Raw genomic sequence first — 19,423 nt, 5'->3', positions numbered from 1 at the left:
CAGATGAGCGCTTGCGCGAAGAGCACAGGACACAGATGAGCGCTTGCGCGAAGAGCAGAGGACACAGATGAGCGGACGCATCGTCGTGGTCGGGATCGGCGCCGACGGTATGGCTGGCCTGGGGCAGGCGTCCGCGGGGGAGCTGCGGGGCGCGTCCGTCGTCTTCGGCTCCGATCGCCAGCTGGCCCTCCTCGACGAGTCGGTGTCGGCGCAGCGCAGGCCGTGGCCGTCGCCGATGCTGCCCGCGCTCAAGAGCCTGCTGGCCGAGGTGGCCGGTGACGTGCACGTCGTGGCCAGCGGCGATCCGCTGATGCACGGCGTCGGTGCCACGCTGATCCGGCTGTTCGGCCCGGAGCGGGTGACGGTGTTACCGCACGTGTCGTCGGTGACCCTGGCGTGCGCGCGGCTCGGGTGGCCGGTACAGGACACCGAGGTGATCAGCCTGGTCACCGCCGAGCCCCACACCGCGGTGCGCCGCGGCGGCCGGGCCGTGGTGCTGTCCCGGGACGGATCCAGCCCCGGCGAGCTGGCGACGCTGCTCGCCGGCACGGGACGCGGCGACTCCGAGTTCACGGTGCTTGAGCAACTCGGCGGACCGGATGAGCGTCGCCGCACCGCGACCGCGGCGCAGTGGGCTGCGCGGCCGCCAGGCGACGTCGGAGACCTCAACGTCATCGCCGTGCGCTACCTGCCCGATCACCGGCGGTTCGCGACGCTGCCCGACGACGCCTTCGTGCACGACGGTCAACTCACCAAACAGGCGATGCGCGCCGTCACGCTGGCGGCGCTGGCACCACGGCCCGGTGAGCTGCTGTGGGACGTCGGCTCGGGTTCGGGCAGCATCGCGATCGAGTGGTGTCGCGCCGGGACCGGTTGTCGTGCCGTGGCATTCGAACGCGATGAGGAACGCCGCGCACGGATCGCCGAGAACGCGAAGGCCTTTGGGGTCGGCATCGAGGTGCGCCTCGACGCGCCAGCGGCGTTCGACGACGCGGCGGTGCCTGCAGTGATCTTCATCGGGGGCGGATTGACTCAACCCGGTCTGCTGGACGCCTGCTGGGAGCGGCTTCCGATCGGCGGCCGGCTGGTCGCCAACGCGGTGACGGTGGAGTCCGAAGCCGCTATCGCGCAGGGCTATTCGAGGCATGGTGGTGAGTTGCGAAGATTTCAGCACTATCGCGGCGAGGCGGTCGGCGCATTCACCGGCTGGCGGCCCGCGATGCCAGTGACGCAGTGGCTGGTGACCAAGTCATGACGGTGTACTTCATCGGTGCCGGACCCGGTGCGGCAGACCTGATCACCGTGCGTGGGCAGCGGCTGCTGCAGCGCTGCCCCGTGTGCCTCTACGCCGGGTCGATCATGCCCGAGGACCTGCTGGCGCTGTGCCCACCCGAGGCGAAGGTCATCGACACCGGGCCGCTGAACCTCGATCAGATCATCTCCGAGCTCGCGGCCGCACACGCCGCCGGACTCGACGTCGCCCGACTGCACTCCGGTGACCCGTCGCTGTACAGCGCGCTGGCCGAACAGTGCCGCAGGCTCGACGCATTGGGCGTGGACTGGGAGATCGTCCCGGGGGTGCCCGCATTCGCGGCCGCTGCGGCCGCGCTGGGCCGCGAGCTCACTGTGCCGGGGGTGGCTCAGACGGTGACGCTGAGCCGAGTGGCGACGCTGTCGACGGCGATGCCGCCGGGGGAGGATCTGCAGTCGTTGTGCGCCCCCGGCGCGACGCTGGTGCTACACCTCGCGGCGGCACAGATCGACACGATCGTGCCGGATCTGCTCGCAGGCGGCTACACCCCCGAGACACCCTGCGCGGTGGTGGCATTCGCGAGTTGGCCCAGCGAGACGGTGATCAAGTGCACGCTGGGTGAACTAGCGCAGCGGGTGCACGCCGAGGGCGTCACACGCACGGCGGTCATCATCGTCGGCGATGTGCTTGCTGCCGAGGGCTTCACCGACAGCTACCTGTACTCGGCCGACCGCCGCCGCGGAAGCCGGCACTGACCGATGAGTCGTGTCCTGCTGCTCGGCGGCACCTCCGAGGCGCGTGCGCTGGCCGCACGTCTGCATCCGCAGACCGACATCGTCAGCTCACTGGCCGGACGGGTGCCCGACCCGGCGCTACCCGTCGGGCCGGTGCGCGTCGGTGGCTTCGGAGGCGCCGCCGGCCTGGCCCGGTGGCTGGCCGACAACGGCGTCGGCGCCGTCGTCGACGCGACCCATCCGTTCGCGGCCACCATCACCGCGAACGCGGCGCAGGCCTGTCGCGAGACGGGCGTGCACCACCTGGTGCTGGCCCGGCCGGCATGGTCACCCGGGGACGCCATCGTCGTCGAATCCGATGTGGCTGCCGCCAACACCGTTGCCGAGAGGGGCTTCTCGCGCGTCTTCCTGACCACGGGCCGCAGTGGCGCGGCGGCGTTCGCCGACGTCGACGCCTGGTTTCTGATCAGGGCGGTGACGCCGCCAGAGCATCACGAGCTACCGCGGCACCACGAGCTGCTGCTGTCACGCGGGCCGTACCATCTGGAGGCCGAACGGGATTTGCTGCGGGCCAAGCGGATCGACGCGTTGGTGACCAAGAACAGCGGTGGCGCCATGACGCGGGCCAAGCTGGACGCCGCGCGTGAGCTCGGGGTTCCCGTCGTCATGGTGGACCGCCCAGGGCTGCCCGACGGTGTGCACGCCGTGCCGACCGTCGACGAGGCGGTCGACTGGGTCAGAGCGCTCTGACGAGATCCAGGCTGCCCAGATCGCGGATCGCCTGACAGCCGCGCTCGAGCATCACCAGCATCATGTCGTCGCCGCGCTCGGTCGAGATGGCGAAGGCACAACCGAGTACCGAGAGCAGCGGCACCTGCAGCATGCCGACCCGGTAGTCGCGCCAGCACGTCTCGCGGGCGTAATCGGTGATGCCGTAACTCAATAGCTCCGCGTAGTAGGTGGAGACCAGGTCCTCGTCGGACTGTGCGCGCGCGGCGGGGAGCAGGCTGGTTCCGGTGAAGTACGCCAGGTCCCGTGCGGGCAGCCCGACACCCAGTGTCTGCCAGTCCACGACGGTCACGCGGGTGCGGTCGGGGTCGAACAACATGTTGTCGAGGCGATAGTCGCCGTGCATCAGTGAGAATCGGTCGCGGTCGGCAAGCAGCCACTGCGCCACCATCGACATGGCCTCGGTCGTCGTGTCGCGATCCTCGGCGCTCATCCGTGCGCCCAGCCGTTCCAGCGTGATCTGGGTGGCCATCACCGCGATGTCACCCAGACCCTTGATGGCGTCGTCAGTCGTCAAAGACATGGCCAGGCCGGGGAAGTCTGGCCACCTGGGGTCGCACCAGGTGGGTCCGTGCAGTCCGGCCAACGCCTTGACGCCCAGGGCCGCCTCGGCCGGCGTGCATCCGCCGATCTGGTCGCCCTGCACGGCGGGTGCCATGTCGGCGAGCAACAGAACGAAATCGCCGCCGTCCTCGGAGATGTCGCAGTAGAAGTGCTGCGGAATCGGGATGCGGACGAGGCCCGCCACATCGGCGTAGAAGGCGTGTTCTGACCGGTAGCCGAGCGCCACCCGTTCGCGTACTGCGTCGTCCTGGGATGACAGTTTGATCGCGAAGGTGGCCGGCAATTCGGGTTGCTCGGAGGCGTAGCCGACGGCGATGCGGTAGGTGGCGCCGGTCTGCCCTGTCCCGATCGGGGTCACATCGACCGACTTGACCTCGGCCTGCAACACGGTCTGCAACCATTCCGGCGTCACGTCCGTCGGGCTACGAGGAATCGAGACGGCCATCCCGGGACCAGAAGTCATGCCGCGTGACGCTAATCGCAGTACTGACAGCTGTCAACGATCTTCGACAGGAGTCAGCAGTGTTCAGCCGGGGTATCGGCGGAGCGTGTAGACGCGGTCGCCGGATCCGTTGGACTGCCACCGAGTCTGCGACGAGCCGATGATGAGCAGGCATCGCATGTCGACGTCGGCAGGGTCGAGATCGCCCAGCGCCACGACCTTGACGTGCTCCTTCGGACCGGACACATCACGGCCGATCACCACCGGAGTTGCGGGGTCGCGGTGCTCGAGCAGCAGGTCGCGCATGGCGCCGACCTGCCATGTCCTGGTCTTGGAGGCAGGGTTGTAGATCGCCAGCACCAGGTCGGCGGTGGCCGCGGCGGTGAGCCGCGCGGCGATGACGTCCCACGGCTTGAGCCGATCGGACAGCGATATGACGGCGTAGTCGTGCCCGAGTGGTGCCCCGACCCGGCTGGCGACGGCTTGGGCGGCCGTCATCGCGGGGATCACCCGCACGTCGACATCCGGCCAGTCCTCGGCCTCCTCGAGCACGGCGGTGGCCATCGCGAACACACCGGGATCACCTGAGGAGATGACGGCCACCGCGCGGCCCTGTTCGGCGAGTTCGCAGGCGAGCCGGGCGCGGGCCGGTTCGTCGGTGTTATCGCTGGGGTGCCGGGTCTGACCCGCACGGGCGCCTATGCGGTCCAGATACGGCCCGTAGCCGATCAGGTCGGTGGCGGCAGCCAGTTCACGACGGGACTGTGGTGTGATCCAGTCGGCGTCGCCGGGGCCCAGCCCGATCACCGCGACACTGCCCTGCGGCTGCGCCGGTCGCGGCGTCATACCGGGCAGCATCGCCAGGGCGAAGTAGGGCACCGAGTCGGCGTCGGCGTCGGCTGCAGGCAGCACGCGCTGCTCGGTGGTGCTGGCCCGCTCCACGTAGAACGCGTCGTCGATCCGGCCTGTCGCCGAGAGTGCCTCCCGCACAGCAGGGTAGGACCGGCCGAGCTTGAGCACCACCGCGGCGTCGGTGTCCCGCAGCCGCCTGCGCAGCTCATCGGGTGGCAAGGTGCCGGGCAGGATCGTCAGCACCTCATCGCCCTGCACCAACGGCGTGCCGGTCGCGGCCGATGCTGCGCTCACCGAGGTCACCCCGGGCACGATGACCGCCTGGAATCGCGACGTGAGCCGGGTGTGCATGTGCATGTAGGAGCTGTAGAAGAGCGGGTCGCCCTCGGCCAGCAGCGCGACACTGCGGCCGGCCTCAAGGTGGACGGCGATGCGATCGGCCGACACGCGGTAGAAGTCCTCCATCGCCCCCGCGTAGCCACCGGGGTGGTCGGTGGTCTCGGTGGTCACGGGGTAGACGAGGTGCTCCTCGATCTGACCGTCGCGCAGGTATGGCTCGGCGATGCGGCGCGCGATGCTGCGGCCGTGGCGCGCGCTGTGATAGGCCACGACGTCGGCCTCACCGATCACACGGGCGGCCTTGACGGTGACGAGTTCTGGGTCGCCGGGGCCCAGTCCCACACCCCAGAGGGTTCCGACTTGGCTCATTCGTGGACGCTCGCAATCGCGTTGACCGCGGCGGCGGCCATCGCACTTCCGCCGCGTCTGCCGGTCACCACCAGGTAGGACATCCCGCGTGGACGCTCGATCAGCTCCTGTTTGGACTGGGCTGATCCGACGAAACCGACGGGTCCGCCCAGCACCGCGGCGGGCGTCGGTGCACCCTCATCGAGCAGTTCGAGCAACCGGAACAGCGCAGTCGGGGCGTTGCCGATGGCCACAATCGCGCCGCCGAGGCGATCGGCCCACAGGTCGACCGCGGCAGCCGAACGGGTGCTGCCCAGCTGGGCGGCAAGATCGGCGGCGCGGGGATCGGCGACCAGCGAGACGACCTCATTGTCGGCGGGCAGCCGTGACCGGGTGATACCCGCGGCCACCATCGACGAGTCGCACAGCACCGGTGCGCCCGAGGTCAGCGCGGCATGGGCCCGGGTCACCACGTCGTCGGTGAACGCGACGTGTTCGGTGACGTCGACCTGGCCGCAGGTGTGGATCAGGCGCACCACGACGCGTGACACATCGTCGGGGAAGCGCGCCAGGTCAGCCTCCGCGCGAATGGTTGCGAACGACTGCCGGTAGATCTCCGCCGCGTCGCGGGTGTAGTCCAGCACGCGATCACCCTACGGGTGGCGTGGCAGGTAGCCGTCCCCGGTCGCCACCAGTACCTCACCGACGGGCGGCGCCCCGCAGGCGCGTTCACAGCCGACGAAGTGCCGGTGGGTGTCGGCGGGCCGCAGCGCGGCGTCCGCTGCGTCGCGACGGACATCAGCGGCCGAGTGATCGCACCCCGGGCTGCCGGTGCAGGCGCTGACCGACAGCCACGGCGAGGCCGCGTCGAACACCAGGCCCTGGGGCGCCAAGACCCGCAGCGCGGCATCCGCGACGTCCTCGTCGACATCGCACACCACCACCGACCGCCACGGCGTGATCACCAGCGGCGCATCGACAGCGGCCAGGAACTCGGCGGCCCTGGCCTCCAGCACGCCCAATGGCACAGCGGCGCCGAGTGCGACCCTGCCATCGCGTTGGGTGATCCACCCGACCGGCGGAGCCATCACGGGAGGCCAGGTGCGGCCCGGCTCGGCGGTTCTCGGCAGACCCGTCAGCAGAACGTCGACATCGCCGAGTTCCTTCGCGCGCCAGGACCTTCCGCGCACATCGACGAATCTGGCGGCGACGGCGGTCAGCGTGGTGATGACGTCGGCTGTCGGCACGCGCACGCCGGTGTCGACACCGGCGACCAGCAGTGCCGCGTGATCGGGCGACAGCAGGTGCACGCCGACATCGGCACCCAGACCCGACACATCGCCGCGGCCGTCGTCGAGGGCGAACATGAACCGTCCGGGCAGTCGCGCGAGCCCGGGATCGCCCTGGATGGCCTCATCCAGACCCAGCACCAGGGGGCGGACGTCCGCTTCGCCGCCGTGGCGACCGGACAGCGGTGAGGCGACGATATTGCGCACCCGCTCATGGCTGGCCGAGGGGAGGAGCCCGGCGGCGGCGATGGCATCGGCGAGCGCCGGTGGATCGCCGACAGCGCGAATCTGGATGTTGCCGCGCGAGGTGAGTTCCATTGCCGGTGAGCCGAAGCGCTGCGCGGCGATGGCCAGCGCGGCCAACTGCCCGGCGTCGATCATCCCGCCGGGAAGCCGCACCCGTGCCAACGCGCCATCTGCGGCCTGGTGCACCTGCAGTGCGCCGGGGCAGGCGTCATCGTCGCGATCTCGGGCCACACGTCTACGGTACGGCGGCCAGCCTCGCGGTGAATCCGGAAGGGGTGACGACCTCGGAGTAGTGTGATGCGTCGCCGGCGATGACGCGGCTTGGCGCACCGTGCACGTCGACGGGGATGTCACCGGCCAGCGTGACCCGGCTCAGCCTGCGGTACTGGTCGTCGTAGTCCGACACCGCATAGTGCTGTGTGGCGCGGTTGTCCCAGATGGCGAGGTCGCCCGCCTGCCAGTTCCACCGGATCGTGTTCTCCAGCCGTGTCACCCGGGCCTGCAGCAGGGCGAGCAGCGTCGCGGACTCCGCCGATCCGAGCCCGACGAAGCGTTTCACGAAGTGGCCCAGCAGCAGCACGCGCCGGCCCGTCTCCGGGTGTACCCGCACCACCGGATGCTCCGTCTCGTAGACGTCGGAGACGAACTCGTCGCGGTAGGCGCGGATGGTGTCCGCACTCTGGTCGATGCGCTCATCGACGTCCCGCACGTAGTCGTAGTCATTGGTGTGGATGGCGCGCAGGTTCTCGACCAGCAACCGAAGTGGTTCGGGGAGTTGGTCATAGGCGGCCTCGGTCGACGCCCACGTTGTGGTGCCCCCGTACTCCGGAAGCGTGACGGCGCGCAGGAGTGAGGCCTTGGGCACGCGGTCGACGAACGTGACGTCGGTGTGCCAGGAGTTGGCCTTGTCATACCGGGAGTCGATGGGCAGTACGTCGGTGCCGCGCGACAGCACCGTGGGGTGTGCGAGCGTCGGCGTGCCGAGGGTCCTGGCGACGGCCAGCTGTGTGTCGTCGTCCACGTGGTGTTGGCCGCGGAAGAAGATGACCTTGTGGGTCAGCAGTGCATCGTTGATCGCCGTGACGGTGTGACGGTCGAGGTCACCGTCCAGTCGCACGCCGTCGACCCGGGCCCCGATGTGGGCGCCCAGCTTGACGATGACGGGGGAGTTGGTCATGGAGCCATTGCCTCAAAACGGGGCGGGCCTGACCACCGTTTCAACCGGGCCGAGCAATAGTCCGCGGTGACCGCGGGCCACCGATCGTCGGGGTGTGACCCGCGTCACCAAATCGACGTGTGTGTTCCGTGCCACACGAAAGTGCGGAATGCGGTACCGGCGGTATTACGTTCTGAGAAGCACCGTTTGCCAGCAGCATTCACGACAGTGGAGTCGGCGGACGGGTGACAGAGAGGAATCGCAATGCTCGCACTCATGGCTTTGGGAGCAGCGCTCGGACTGATGGTCATCGGATTCGGCCTGCCGTACCAGGAGACGTGGCACAGCCGCTGGGGTAACGACCACCGCTGAGGCCTGCCCGCCCGGCGCGTTAGGTGGACGACCGTGATCGGTGACTGCCCAGGCGCCGGGCGACATGGGTAACAATGGTGCGTGCCTGAATCGCCTAGCGCTCCGACCATCCTGCTGCTGTCGACCTCGGACACAGACCTCATCGCGGCCCGGGCCGGTGACGCCGGCTACCGCTGGGCCAACCCGTCGCGACTGATCGACGGTGAACTCGCCGAGTTGCTGGACGGCGCAGACGCGGTCGTGATCCGCATCCTCGGCGGATACCGCGCCTGGGAGGACGGTATCGACCAGGTCGTCGCCGCGGGGCTGCCCACTGTCGTGATCAGCGGTGAGCAGACGCCCGACGCGGATCTGATGAGCCACTCGACGGTGCCCGCGGGCGTCGCCCTGCAGACGCACGTCTACTTTGCCCAGGGCGGCGTGGAGAACCTCCGCCAGCTGCATGCCTTCCTGTCGGACACCCTGCTGATGACCGGTTTCGGCTTCGCGCCACCGGTGGCGACGCCGACATGGGGGGTACTGGAGCGCACCACCGGCGTCGATGTGTCGGGGCCCCGCGTCGCCGTCCTCTACTACCGCGCGCAGCACCTGGCGGGTAACACCGAGTACGTCGAGGCGCTGTGCCAGGCCATCGAGGGTGCCGGTGGTAGCCCGGTACCGGTGTACTGCGCATCGCTGCGTACCGCCGAACCCGCGCTGCTGGAACTGCTCGGCACCGTCGACGCGATGGTGACGACCGTGCTGGCCGCGGGAGGCGCCACGCCTGCCAGCGTCGGCGCAGGCGGATCCGACGACAACTGGGACGTCGCGCATCTGGCCGCACTCGGCATCCCGATCCTTCAGGGTCTGTGCCTGACCAGCTCGCGGGCCCAGTGGGATGACAACGACGATGGAATGAGCCCGCTGGATGTCGCCACCCAGGTGGCGGTTCCCGAGTTCGACGGACGGATCATCACGGTTCCGTTCTCGTTCAAGGAGATCGACGACGAGGGCCTGATCTCCTACGTCGCAGACCCCGAACGCTGCGCACGGGTGGCCGGGCTGGCCGTGCGGCACGCCCGGCTGCGTCACATCGCGCCCGCCGACAAGCGGGTCGCCATCGTGTTCTCGGCCTACCCCACCAAACACGCCCGGATCGGCAATGCCGTCGGATTGGACACCCCGGCCAGTGCTGTTGCGCTGTTGCGGGCCATGCGCGAAGCGGGATACCAGATCGGAGACGTGCCGGGTGTCGACGCCGGCGATGGTGACGCCCTGGTGCACGAACTGATCGCACGCGGCGGGCAGGATCCCGCCTGGCTCACCGACCAGCAGCTGACGGGCAACCCGATCAGGGTGTCGGCAGCCGACTACCGGGCGTGGTTCGCCACCCTGCCGACCGGTTTCACCGACGCTGTCAACAAGCACTGGGGTCCGGCCCCGGGTGAGCTGTTCGTCGACCGCAGCCGCGACCCCGACGGTGAGATCGTCATCGCCGCAATGCAATCGGGCAACATCGTGATCCTGGTCCAGCCGCCACGCGGCTTCGGCGAGAACCCAGTGGCGATCTACCATGACCCCGACCTGCCGCCGAGCCACCACTATCTGGCGGCCTACCACTGGATCTCAGCGGAGTTCGGCGCCGACGTGATGGTGCACCTGGGCAAGCACGGCAACCTCGAGTGGCTGCCGGGCAAGACACTGGGCATGTCAGCGGGCTGCGGCACGGACGCGGCGCTGGGCGACCTGCCGCTGGTGTACCCGTTCCTCGTCAACGACCCGGGGGAGGGCACCCAGGCCAAGCGCCGTGCGCACGCCGTGTTGGTGGACCATCTGATTCCGCCGATGGCGCGCGCCGAGAGCTACGGCGACATCGCACGTCTCGAGCAGCTGCTCGACGAGCACTCCAACATCGCGTCGCTGGATCCCGGCAAGCTGCCCGCGATCCGTCAGCAGATCTGGACGCTCATGCGTGCCGCGAAGATGGACCACGATCTGGGGCTGGAGGACCGGCCCGACGAGGACGTGTTCGACGACATGCTGTTGCACGTCGACGGCTGGCTGTGTGAGATCAAGGACGTCCAGATCCGGGACGGCCTGCACATCCTGGGGCAGGCACCCACCGACGACGTCGAACTGGACCTGGTGCTGGCCATCCTGCGCGCGCGCCAGCTGTTCGGTGGTGAGCAGCATGTGCCGGGCCTGCGTGAGGCGCTGGGCCTCGCCGAGGACGGCCACGACGATCGGGCATCGGTCGACGCGGCCGAGGGCAAGGCGCGCGAACTGGTGTCGGCCCTGCAGGAAAGCGGTTGGGACGCAGCGGCGGTCGACGGAATCACCACCGATCCGGCCGTCGCCGGTGTGCTGCGCTTCGCCGCGGCGGAGGTGGTGCCGCGGCTGCGGGGCACGTCGCGGGAGATCGATCAGATCCTGCTGGCGCTCAACGGGGGATTCATCGAGTCGGGGCCGTCCGGCTCACCGCTGCGCGGGCTGGTGAACGTGCTGCCCACCGGCCGGAACTTCTACTCGGTGGACCCCAAGGCGGTGCCGTCCCGGCTGGCCTGGGAAACCGGTGTGGCGCTTGCAGATTCACTGCTCGAGCGATACCGCGGCGATCACGGTGAATGGCCCCGGTCGGTCGGGCTGTCGGTGTGGGGGACCTCCGCGATGCGCACCTCCGGTGATGACATCGCCGAAGTCCTTGCGCTGCTCGGTGTTCGGCCGGTGTGGGACGAGGCGTCCCGCCGCGTTGTCTCACTCGAGCCGATCGACCTCGGGGAGCTGGGCCGGCCGCGCATCGACGTGACCGTCCGGATCTCCGGCTTCTTCCGCGACGCGTTCCCGCACGTCGTCACGATGCTCGACGACGCGGTCAGCCTCGTCGCCGGACTCGATGAGGCCGACGAGGACAACTACGTGCGCGCCCACAGTCGGGTCGACCTGGCCGAGCACGGCGACCAGCGGCGCGCGACGACACGGATCTTCGGATCGAAGCCCGGTACCTACGGCGCCGGGCTGCTGCAGCTCATCGACAGCAGGAACTGGCGCGACGACGCCGACCTGGCGCAGGTGTACACGGCGTGGGGCGGTTTCGCCTACGGCCGCGGCCTCGACGGTGCCCCGGCATCGGAGGACATGGAGACGGCGTACCGACGCATCGCCGTCGCCGCCAAGAACACCGACACCCGCGAGCACGACATCGCCGACTCCGACGACTACTTCCAGTACCACGGCGGCATGGTGGCCACGGTCCGGGCACTGACCGGACGCGACCCGGCGGCCTACATCGGGGACAACACCCGACCGGACTCGGTGCGCACCCGCACGCTGTCGGAGGAGACCACCCGGGTGTTCCGGGCCAGGGTGGTCAATCCGCGGTGGATGGCCGCCATGCGCAGACACGGCTACAAGGGCGCTTTCGAGATGGCCGCCACGGTCGACTACCTGTTCGGCTACGACGCCACCGCCGGCGTGATGGCCGACTGGATGTATGAACGACTGGCCGGTGAGTACGTGCTGGACGATGAGAACCGCAAGTTCATGAACGAGTCCAACCCGTGGGCGCTGCACGGTATGGCCGAGCGGTTGCTCGAGGCCGCGGGCCGGGGCATGTGGGCCGAACCGGAGCAGGCGACCCTCGACGGGCTACGCCAGGTGCTGTTGGAGACCGAGGGCGAGCTCGAGGGATGAGCACGCGTCAGGCCTGGCTCACCCGTCCGGAGACCGTCGCTGATATTGCGTCCGTTCGGCGGATCAACCTCGCGGCCTTCGAGACGGCGGAGGAAGCCGATCTCGTCGACACACTCCGTGGTGATCCCGCTTGGATCGACGGACTGTCGATGATCGCCACAACCGACGGCGGTGATCCCGCTGGATATGCGCTGCTCACGCGTTGCCATATCGGTGACACTGCGGCGCTGTGTCTGGGGCCGTGCGCGGTGCCTCCCGAATATCAACGAGCCGGGGCAGGATCTGCTGCCATCCGCGCGGTCCTCGACGCGGCCAGGCAGCAGGATGAGTGCTTCGTGACCGTCCTTGGCCACCCCGATTACTACCCGAGATTCGGGTTCACCCGGGCGTCCACCCATGGCGTCAGGATGCGCGACGAGGTTCCCGACGACGCACTCATGGTGCTCGCCCTCGACGGAAGCGAGATTCCCTCGGGCGTCATTCGCTATGCCGCACCGTTCGGCGACATCTGAGCGAAGCGACCCGGGGAGATGGTTCGGCGGGCAGGAGCGAAGCGACCCGGGGAGATAGATTGGGCACCATGACCGTCACTTTTGCCGACGTCGCCAAGGCCGAGTACATCCTGCTGACCACGTTCACCAAGGACGGCAGGCCCAAGCCGACGGCCATCTGGGCCGTGCCGTCGGGCGACGGGCTGGTCGCGATCACCCAGGAGCAGTCGTGGAAGGTCAAGCGCATCCGCAACACCCCGCGGGTGACGATCGCCGTGTGCGACCGTGCCGGCAAACCGAAGGGTGAGGCGGTGGAGGCCACCGCGGCCGTCCTGGACAAATCGGTCAATGGCGCCACCTACGACGCCATCGGCAAGCGCTACGGGCTTATCGGTAAGACGTTCAACTTCTTCTCGAAGTTCCGCGGCGGCATGCAGAAGAACGTCACGATCGAGCTGAAGCCGGTGAGCTGAGTCGGTTAGGAACCCGACCGCCCGAGCATTCGTTGAACAGGACATGGCTATGAGGCTCTTTCTGGTGTACGTCCTCGTCGAACTGGCGGTGGTCGTCTGGCTTGCCTCCACGATCGGCTTCGGCTGGACGTTCCTCCTGCTGGTCGGGACGTTCGCCGTCGGTCTGGCGCTGGCCGGCTCCCAGTTGAGGCGACAGATCCAGCGGCTGCAGTCGGGGCTGGTGTCCCCGCAGGGCGCGGTCACCGATGGCGCCCTCGTCGCGATCGGCACCGTCCTGACGGTCATCCCCGGCCTGGTCACCTCGGCGTTGGGTCTTCTCTTGCTCGCGCCGCCGACCCGTGTCCTGGCGCGTCCGGCGGTCGCCGCGCTGGCCGCGCGTCGTCTGGGTCGCGTGCCGCTCATCGTCACCACCACCGGCCAGACCGGGTTCAGGACAGGTCCGACCGGTTTCCCACCCGCCCGCGGGGACTACATCGACGGTGAGGTGATCGACGTCACCGATTCGGAGCAGGATTCGGCGCAGAGCACCTTGCCACAGCCCCCTCGACCGATTTGACGACGCTACTGATCAATGGCCGGATCCACAGCCCGGCCATGCCAGACGCGACTGCCATGGCGGTCAGTGACGGACCGGACGCCGTGGTGCGATGGCTGGGATCGGACACCGTCGGCCGCGCGCAGTTTCCCGACGCCGAGGTGATCGACCTCGATGGCGCCTTCGTGGCACCGGCGTTCGTCGACAGCCACGTGCACGTGACCGCCACCGGCTTGTCCGTCGACGGTCTCGACCTACGTGGTGCCACATCACTCGACCACCTGCTGCGCATGGTCGCCGAACACGCGGGGCGCCATCCCGACGGGCCCATCTGGGGGCACGGCTGGGATGAGACGGCATGGCCTCGGCCGGTTCCGCCGACCACGGCCGATCTCGACGCGTTACTCGGTGACCGGCCCGCATACCTGGCACGCGTCGACGTGCACTCCGCTGTGGCGTCCACGGCGCTGCGCCGGTTGACTGCCGGCCTCGATGCGGAGCCGGGCTGGGCGGCCCAGGAGCCGCTGACCGCCGCGGCGCACCATCGGGTCCGCGCGCTCGCCCGCTCGCTGCTGACTCCGGATCAACTGCGCACCGCCCGCCTATCCGCTCTGGACCTGGCCGCGCGGTCCGGCATTGTCGCCGTGCACGAATGTGCGGGGCCCGAGATCGGTGGGCTCGACGACTGGCTCGCGGTACGCGCGCTCGATCATGGCGTCGACGTTGTCGGCTATTGGGGTGAGGCCGTCACCACCGCCGACGCAGCCCGGGAGCTGATCGCGACCACCGGGGCGGCCGGTCTGGCCGGTGACCTCTTCATCGACGGCGCACTGGGCTCACACACCGCATGGCTGAGATCGCCGTACGAGGATGCGTCCGATTCGTGCGGGAACGCCTATCTCACTCCCGAGGCTGTCGAGGCGCACCTCGCGGCGTGCACCGCGGCCGGGGTGCCCGCCGGGTTCCACGTCATCGGCGACGCCGCCGTCGCGACGGTGGTGGACGCCATGGATCGTGTCGTCGCCCAGTTCGGCGCGCCCGCGGTCGCCCGGTGCGGGCACCGGCTCGAGCATCTCGAGATGGTCGACGCCGATCAGGCGGCCCGGCTCGGCGCATGCGGTGTCATCGCCAGCATGCAGCCCAACTTCGACGCACTCTGGGGCGGTCGGGACGGTATGTACGCGCAGCGTCTCGGTGCGGGTCGCGCCGCCGGGCTCAATCCACTCGCGCTGCTTGCGGCCAAGGGCGTGCCACTCGCCTTCGGCTCGGATGCGCCCGTGACCAGCATCGAGCCCTGGGGGACGGTGCGTGCGGCGATACATCACCGGACCAAGGGCAGTGCCATCTCGGCCCGTGCCGCGTTCTCGGCGGCGACCAGGGGAGCCTGGCGGGCGGCGGGGGTGCGGGACGGTGTCACCGGCACCCTGGTGCCCGGGGCGCCGGCCTCATACGCGGTGTGGGAGATCTCCGGCGGACCCGAGCGTCTCGAGGTCGCGGCCCCCACCGACACGGTGCAGCGCTGGTCAACCGAGCCGGGTTCACGGGTGCCTGCGTTGCCAAGGCTCGACCCGTCCGACCCATTGCCGCGGTGCCTGCGGACAGTGCATCGGGGCCGAGTCCTTCATGGGTGACCATCCCAAGGCGGAGCCGGTCGAGACCGAGCCCGGCACAGCCGAACCCGGCACAGCCGAACCCGACAAGGCCGACGATCAGGGGTCTCGAGTCGCCGCGCTGGCATCCCGCGTATCGAGGCGGGTGTGGATCGCGCTGCAGCCACGGTTGGTGCGCCTGACCCTGTCGATCGCGGCGGGCCTGCTCCTGTGCCTGGCCTTCCCGCCGTTCGGGTGGTGGTATCTGGCGTTGCTCGCCATGGCACTGCTGGCCTGGGTGCTGACCCGGCCGGAGACCACCAGGGCCGGGGGCCTCGGATACGGCTTCGTGTTCGGGCTGGCCTTCTATCTACCCCTGCTGCCGTGGATCAGCGGACTGGTCGGCGCAATGCCGTGGGTGATGCTCGCGGTATTGCAGGCGCTCTTCGCCGCAGTGTTCGGGCTGCTCGCGGTGATCGTGCGGCGACTACCGGGCTGGCCCCTCTGGTTCGCCGGGGTCTGGATGCTGGCGGAGTGGCTGAAGTCTGTCGTGCCCTTCGGTGGATTCCCCTGGGGTGCAGTCGGGTTCAGTCAGACAGACAGCCCGCTGCTGGTCGTCGCGCACTTCGGCGGTGCGCCGCTGGTGTCCTTCGTGACGGTGCTGACCGGCTTCGCTCTCGCGGCGATCGTGATGGAGTGCGTGCAGTGGTGGCAACGGACCGACACCTCGGCAGGAACGCCCGCCGTCGTCGTGCCGGGTGTGTGCATCGTGGCGGTGCTGTTGGTCGTCGCGCTGTCCGGGCCGCATGTCCGTCAGTCCGGTGTCGGCGCCGGTGACGAGCAACCCGTCACGGTGGCCGCGATCCAGGGCAACGTGCCCCGGCTGGGTCTGGAGTTCAACGCCCAACGGCGCGCGGTGCTGGACAACCACGTCAAAGAGACCATGCGCCTGGCTGATGACGTCCGCGCAGGCCGTGCGCCCGCCCCCGCCGTGGTGATCTGGCCGGAGAACTCCTCGGACATCGACCCCCTGGCCAACAAGGACGCCGCCGAGCAGATCTCGATGGCCGCCGAGGCCATCCGTGCCCCAATCCTGGTCGGCGCCGTGATCGCGGCTCCCGGATACAGCCGGAGTGATCCTGCGGCGCTCAACACGGCCATCGTCTGGGACGGCGTCGACGGACCCGGCGAGCGGCACGACAAGAAGATCGTGCAGCCGTTCGGCGAGTACCTGCCGTGGCGCAGCTTCTTCTCCAAGCTGTCCTCCTTCGCCGACCGGGCGGGCTACTTCGTTCCCGGTGACGGCGACGGCGTAGTGCACGCGGCGGGCATCCCGATCGGCGTCACCACGTGCTGGGAGGTCATTTTCGACCGAGCGGCCCGCCAGTCGGTACTCGCGGGGGCGCAGTTCCTGGCGGTTCCGGCCAACAACGCGACGTTCAACGAGGCGATGAGTTCACAGCAGTTGGCCTTCGCGCGTCTGCGGGCCGTCGAGCACGACCGCTACGTCGTGGTCGCCGGCACCACCGGAATCAGCGCAATAATTGCGCCGGACGGTCGTGAACTGGCGCGGACCGCGTTCTTCGAGCCGTCCTATCTGGACGCCCAGATCCGGCTGAAATCAAACATCACGCCCGCCACGCGCTGGGCGCCTTTGGTGCAGGCCCTGCTGGTCAGTCTCGGTGTTGGGGCTGTCCTCGCTGGGATGCTGCACAATGGAGGTTTCGTGCGTCGTCGCCAACCGGCGACCGCAGCCAAGGGCAACGGCGAAGGAGTGTCATGACGATGGGTGGCGAACGCCCGAGTCAGCGCACGCTGGTCATCATTCCGACCTACAACGAGCGCGAGAATCTGCCGTTGATCCTGGGTCGGGTACACGCGGCACGCCCCGACGTGCACGTCCTCATCGTCGATGACGGAAGCCCAGACGGAACAGGTGAGCTGGCCAACGAACTGGCCCTGGCCGATCCGGATCGTGTCCATGTCATGCACCGGGCGGGCAAGGGCGGCCTAGGTGCCGCCTACGTCGCGGGCTTCGGCTGGGGCCTTGGCCGCGGCTACTCCGTCCTGGTCGAGATGGACGCCGACGGGTCACACGCTCCCGAGGAGCTGTACCGGCTGCTCGATGCCGTTGATGAGGGCGCGGACCTCGCGATCGGTTCGCGCTACGTTCCCGGCGGCACCGTCAGGAACTGGCCCCGGCGCCGGATGCTGCTGTCGCGCACGGCCAACGGCTACTCGAGGATCCTGCTGGGCGTCGACGTTCACGACATCACGGCGGGTTACCGCGCGTACCGTCGCGAGGTTCTCGAGAAGATCGATCTGGCAGCCGTCGACTCCAAGGGCTACTGCTTCCAGGTCGATCTGACCTGGCGCACCATCAGCGCCGGTTTCATGGTCGTCGAAGTGCCGATCACGTTCACCGAACGTGAACTCGGGGTGTCCAAGATGAGTGGGTCCAACATCCGCGAGGCGATCTTCAGGATCGCCCAGTGGGGTATTCGCGGGCGCTTCGATCGCGCCCGCGGCGTCGTGCGCTAGCGCACGACGCCGAGCAGGGCGTGGGTCAGCTGCCGCTGCCGCGCCGGCGCGTCTTGATGATGTCCATGCGCTCCTTGAGCAGTTCGTCGAGTTCCTCCAACGAACGACGCTCGAGCAGCATGTCCCAGTGCGTACGCGGCGGCTTGACCTTCTTCTGCTCGGGCACGTCACCATCGATGAGGGTGCCTTCCAAGCCGTTCTTGCACGGCCAGGTGCCGGGGATCTCGGCATCGTCGGCGAAGGGGACCTCGAACTCCTCACCATTGTCGGTGCGGTAGCGGGCGACCTGACGGGGCGCCAAGTCGTGGTTGCGGTCCGTCTCGTAGCTCACGGCTCCAAGGCGGCTGCCCCTCAATACACGATCAGCCATCGTCAACACCTCTCGTCATACGTTTTTCGTCCGGAAGAGTCAACGCGACGTAGTGGCGCGAAGTTCCCGACCCAACTGTCCATGATACCGGGATACTCGCCGAACTCGGTTTAGAGTCATGTCCCGTGACAGTGGGCACGGGGATGGGCGTCGGGACGGGCACTGGCAGGCGCAATCGCCTGCAGCCCTGCCGGTGGTGCGGCCGGGAGGTCGCCGACGCCGGGATCGGCCGCCGCAGGCAGTACTGCAGGCAGTCGTGCCGTCAGCGGGCCTACGAACAGCGCGCCCTGGTGAAGGGCACGTCGCTACCGCCTGACGCCGTGGTGCTCACGGCTGACGAGGCCTCGCAGCTGTCCGATCGTGTGTTCCAGGTGCGGTGCGCCGCCGAGGACGTCGCGACCGCGGTACAAGAGGGAGCGCAGGGCGACGAACTGCGCGAGCTGTGCGAAGCGCTGTTGCAGGCGGCCAAGGACGCCGACGGCTGGCGTTAGGGTCCTCGCGAGCGCCGACCCGACCTCGGTGTCAGGCGCCTCCGATCAGGGTGGTGCGCAGTTCCGCGCGTGTGACGCGCGGCGCCCAGTCCAGGGCCTGCCGTATCGCCGTCGTGTCGAATGCGCTCGCGCGTGGGTCGGCACGGTAACGCTCGGCGTCGACGGTGGCGGGTAGCTCGCCGAGAGACTCCGACAGGAACTCCAGCGTGTCCCTCGGTGACAGGGTGTCGTCCGCAGCGACGAGGTAGGGACCGAACCCCGGCGCGGCGGCGTCCAACGCCGCGAGAAAGGCCTCAGCACAGTCCGTGGCGCAGATGTATTCACCGAGAAAGATCTCGCTGTCGGGATCGAGCAGCGTCTCCAGGTTGTCGGCTGTCACGACCGTGCACGGCCGAAGGCATACGACGTCGAGTGAATTGCCGTCGACGAACGAGCGGGCCATGGTCTCCGCGACGGCTTTGCTCACGCTGTATGGCTCGACGGGCGAGACGGCATGCTGCTCGGAGATGGGCAGGAACAGCGGTTTCCAGTTGTCGCGCATCTCGTGCAAGCCCATCGCCGCGACGCTGGAACACATCACCACACGACGAACGCCGGCTTCCGCGCTGGCTTCGAGGACATTCCACGTGCCCAGCGCATTCACCCGGATGGTGTCCTCGGCGCGCGTGTGGAAGTCGTAGTCCACGCCGGCCAAATGGATGACGGCGTCTGCGCCTTCGAATGCACTTCGCAACGACTCGGGGTCGAGCACGTCGACGACGATGCGCCCGTCGTCGATCGTGGCCGGCCGGTCGGCCACGACCACCTCATGGCGGCGCATCACAGCCGAGCACACGTACCGGCCCAGTCTGCCGGCGCCGCCGGTCACCACTACTCGCACT

18 protein-coding genes are annotated in these 19,423 nt (G+C 68.9%); 11 read left to right on the top strand and 7 right to left on the bottom strand.

Annotated elements, in window-relative coordinates; genetic code table 11:
• Nucleotides 1–67 precede the first annotated feature (67 nt).
• Genes cbiE through ACZY0X_RS25325 form a run of 3 tightly spaced genes read left to right on the top strand, consistent with a single transcriptional unit; the run spans nucleotide 68 to nucleotide 2,736 of the window.
• Entirely contained in the window at nucleotides 68–1,255 is a 1,188-nt protein-coding gene (gene cbiE, locus ACZY0X_RS25335) for a precorrin-6y C5,15-methyltransferase (decarboxylating) subunit CbiE (protein ID WP_463774342.1), read from the top strand.
• Complete coding sequence (cobM, locus tag ACZY0X_RS25330; RefSeq protein ID WP_463774341.1) at nucleotides 1,252–2,007, top strand: precorrin-4 C(11)-methyltransferase; 756 nt, start codon at nucleotides 1,252–1,254, stop codon at nucleotides 2,005–2,007. The genes cbiE and cobM overlap by 4 nt, the downstream gene beginning before the upstream one ends.
• A gap of 3 nt (nucleotides 2,008–2,010) precedes the next feature.
• Nucleotides 2,011–2,736, top strand: coding sequence for a cobalt-precorrin-6A reductase (locus tag ACZY0X_RS25325; RefSeq protein WP_463774339.1), 726 nt, complete (start codon nucleotides 2,011–2,013; stop codon nucleotides 2,734–2,736).
• Here the strand turns inward: ACZY0X_RS25325 and ACZY0X_RS25320 are convergent.
• From ACZY0X_RS25320 to ACZY0X_RS25300, 5 genes are all read right to left on the bottom strand, one after another.
• Entirely contained in the window at nucleotides 2,723–3,784 is a 1,062-nt protein-coding gene (locus ACZY0X_RS25320) for a phosphotransferase family protein (RefSeq protein ID WP_463774582.1), read from the bottom strand. The two genes, ACZY0X_RS25325 and ACZY0X_RS25320, sit on opposite strands and share 14 nt — an antisense overlap.
• 81 nt (nucleotides 3,785–3,865) lie before the next feature.
• Nucleotides 3,866–5,341, bottom strand: a complete 1,476-nt coding sequence (locus ACZY0X_RS25315; protein ID WP_463774338.1) for a precorrin-2 C(20)-methyltransferase — start codon at nucleotides 5,339–5,341, stop codon at nucleotides 3,866–3,868.
• Nucleotides 5,338–5,964: a precorrin-8X methylmutase gene (locus ACZY0X_RS25310; RefSeq protein ID WP_463774336.1), complete on the bottom strand. Its 627-nt coding sequence runs from the start codon at nucleotides 5,962–5,964 to the stop codon at nucleotides 5,338–5,340. Before ACZY0X_RS25310 ends, ACZY0X_RS25315 begins: the two co-directional genes overlap by 4 nt.
• A gap of 9 nt (nucleotides 5,965–5,973) precedes the next feature.
• Nucleotides 5,974–7,086: a precorrin-3B synthase gene (gene cobG, locus ACZY0X_RS25305; protein WP_463774335.1), complete on the bottom strand. Its 1,113-nt coding sequence runs from the start codon at nucleotides 7,084–7,086 to the stop codon at nucleotides 5,974–5,976.
• A gap of 4 nt (nucleotides 7,087–7,090) precedes the next feature.
• Nucleotides 7,091–8,032 carry a TauD/TfdA dioxygenase family protein gene (locus tag ACZY0X_RS25300; RefSeq protein ID WP_463774333.1) on the bottom strand — a complete coding sequence of 314 codons (942 nt, stop codon included), beginning with the start codon at nucleotides 8,030–8,032 and terminating at the stop codon, nucleotides 7,091–7,093.
• Nucleotides 8,033–8,464: 432 nt separating this feature from the next.
• Here ACZY0X_RS25300 and cobN point away from each other — a divergent pair, with 432 nt between their 5' ends.
• From cobN to ACZY0X_RS25265, 7 genes are all read left to right on the top strand, one after another.
• On the top strand, nucleotides 8,465–12,052 hold the full coding sequence (gene cobN / locus ACZY0X_RS25295) for a cobaltochelatase subunit CobN (protein WP_463774332.1): 3,588 nt from the start codon (nucleotides 8,465–8,467) through the stop codon (nucleotides 12,050–12,052).
• On the top strand, nucleotides 12,049–12,564 hold the full coding sequence (locus tag ACZY0X_RS25290) for a GNAT family N-acetyltransferase (RefSeq protein ID WP_463774331.1): 516 nt from the start codon (nucleotides 12,049–12,051) through the stop codon (nucleotides 12,562–12,564). Before cobN ends, ACZY0X_RS25290 begins: the two co-directional genes overlap by 4 nt.
• Before the next feature lie 68 nt (nucleotides 12,565–12,632).
• The gene (locus tag ACZY0X_RS25285) at nucleotides 12,633–13,016 is read left to right on the top strand and encodes a PPOX class F420-dependent oxidoreductase (protein WP_463774330.1); all 384 of its coding nucleotides are present in this window, start codon (nucleotides 12,633–12,635) and stop codon (nucleotides 13,014–13,016) included.
• 43 nt (nucleotides 13,017–13,059) lie between these two features.
• Nucleotides 13,060–13,572, top strand: coding sequence for an FxsA family protein (locus ACZY0X_RS25280; RefSeq protein WP_463774329.1), 513 nt, complete (start codon nucleotides 13,060–13,062; stop codon nucleotides 13,570–13,572).
• A 38-nt stretch (nucleotides 13,573–13,610) separates the two neighbouring features.
• Nucleotides 13,611–15,182: an amidohydrolase gene (locus ACZY0X_RS25275; protein ID WP_463774327.1), complete on the top strand. Its 1,572-nt coding sequence runs from the start codon at nucleotides 13,611–13,613 to the stop codon at nucleotides 15,180–15,182.
• Entirely contained in the window at nucleotides 15,175–16,923 is a 1,749-nt protein-coding gene (lnt, locus tag ACZY0X_RS25270; RefSeq protein ID WP_463774326.1) for an apolipoprotein N-acyltransferase, read from the top strand. Before ACZY0X_RS25275 ends, lnt begins: the two co-directional genes overlap by 8 nt.
• Nucleotides 16,920–17,681: a polyprenol monophosphomannose synthase gene (locus ACZY0X_RS25265; protein WP_463774325.1), complete on the top strand. Its 762-nt coding sequence runs from the start codon at nucleotides 16,920–16,922 to the stop codon at nucleotides 17,679–17,681. The genes lnt and ACZY0X_RS25265 overlap by 4 nt, the downstream gene beginning before the upstream one ends.
• Nucleotides 17,682–17,706: 25 nt before the next feature.
• Here the strand turns inward: ACZY0X_RS25265 and ACZY0X_RS25260 are convergent, their stop codons facing one another.
• On the bottom strand, nucleotides 17,707–18,051 hold the full coding sequence (locus ACZY0X_RS25260; RefSeq protein WP_241404858.1) for an RNA polymerase-binding protein RbpA: 345 nt from the start codon (nucleotides 18,049–18,051) through the stop codon (nucleotides 17,707–17,709).
• Between the two features lie 143 nt (nucleotides 18,052–18,194).
• On the opposite strand from ACZY0X_RS25260, the gene ACZY0X_RS25255 reads away from it, so the two are divergent.
• Complete coding sequence (locus tag ACZY0X_RS25255) at nucleotides 18,195–18,542, top strand: hypothetical protein (protein ID WP_463774580.1); 348 nt, start codon at nucleotides 18,195–18,197, stop codon at nucleotides 18,540–18,542.
• 31 nt (nucleotides 18,543–18,573) lie between these two features.
• Here ACZY0X_RS25255 and ACZY0X_RS25250 read toward each other — a convergent pair whose 3' ends face one another.
• Nucleotides 18,574–19,422: an NAD-dependent epimerase/dehydratase family protein gene (locus tag ACZY0X_RS25250; RefSeq protein ID WP_463774323.1), complete on the bottom strand. Its 849-nt coding sequence runs from the start codon at nucleotides 19,420–19,422 to the stop codon at nucleotides 18,574–18,576.
• Nucleotide 19,423 lies beyond the last annotated feature (1 nt).

This window comes from Mycobacterium sp. IDUB_39 (assembly GCF_055419205.1).
Note: the sequence above shows the minus strand (reverse complement) of the source record. Positions and strands in the feature narration are given on the sequence as shown.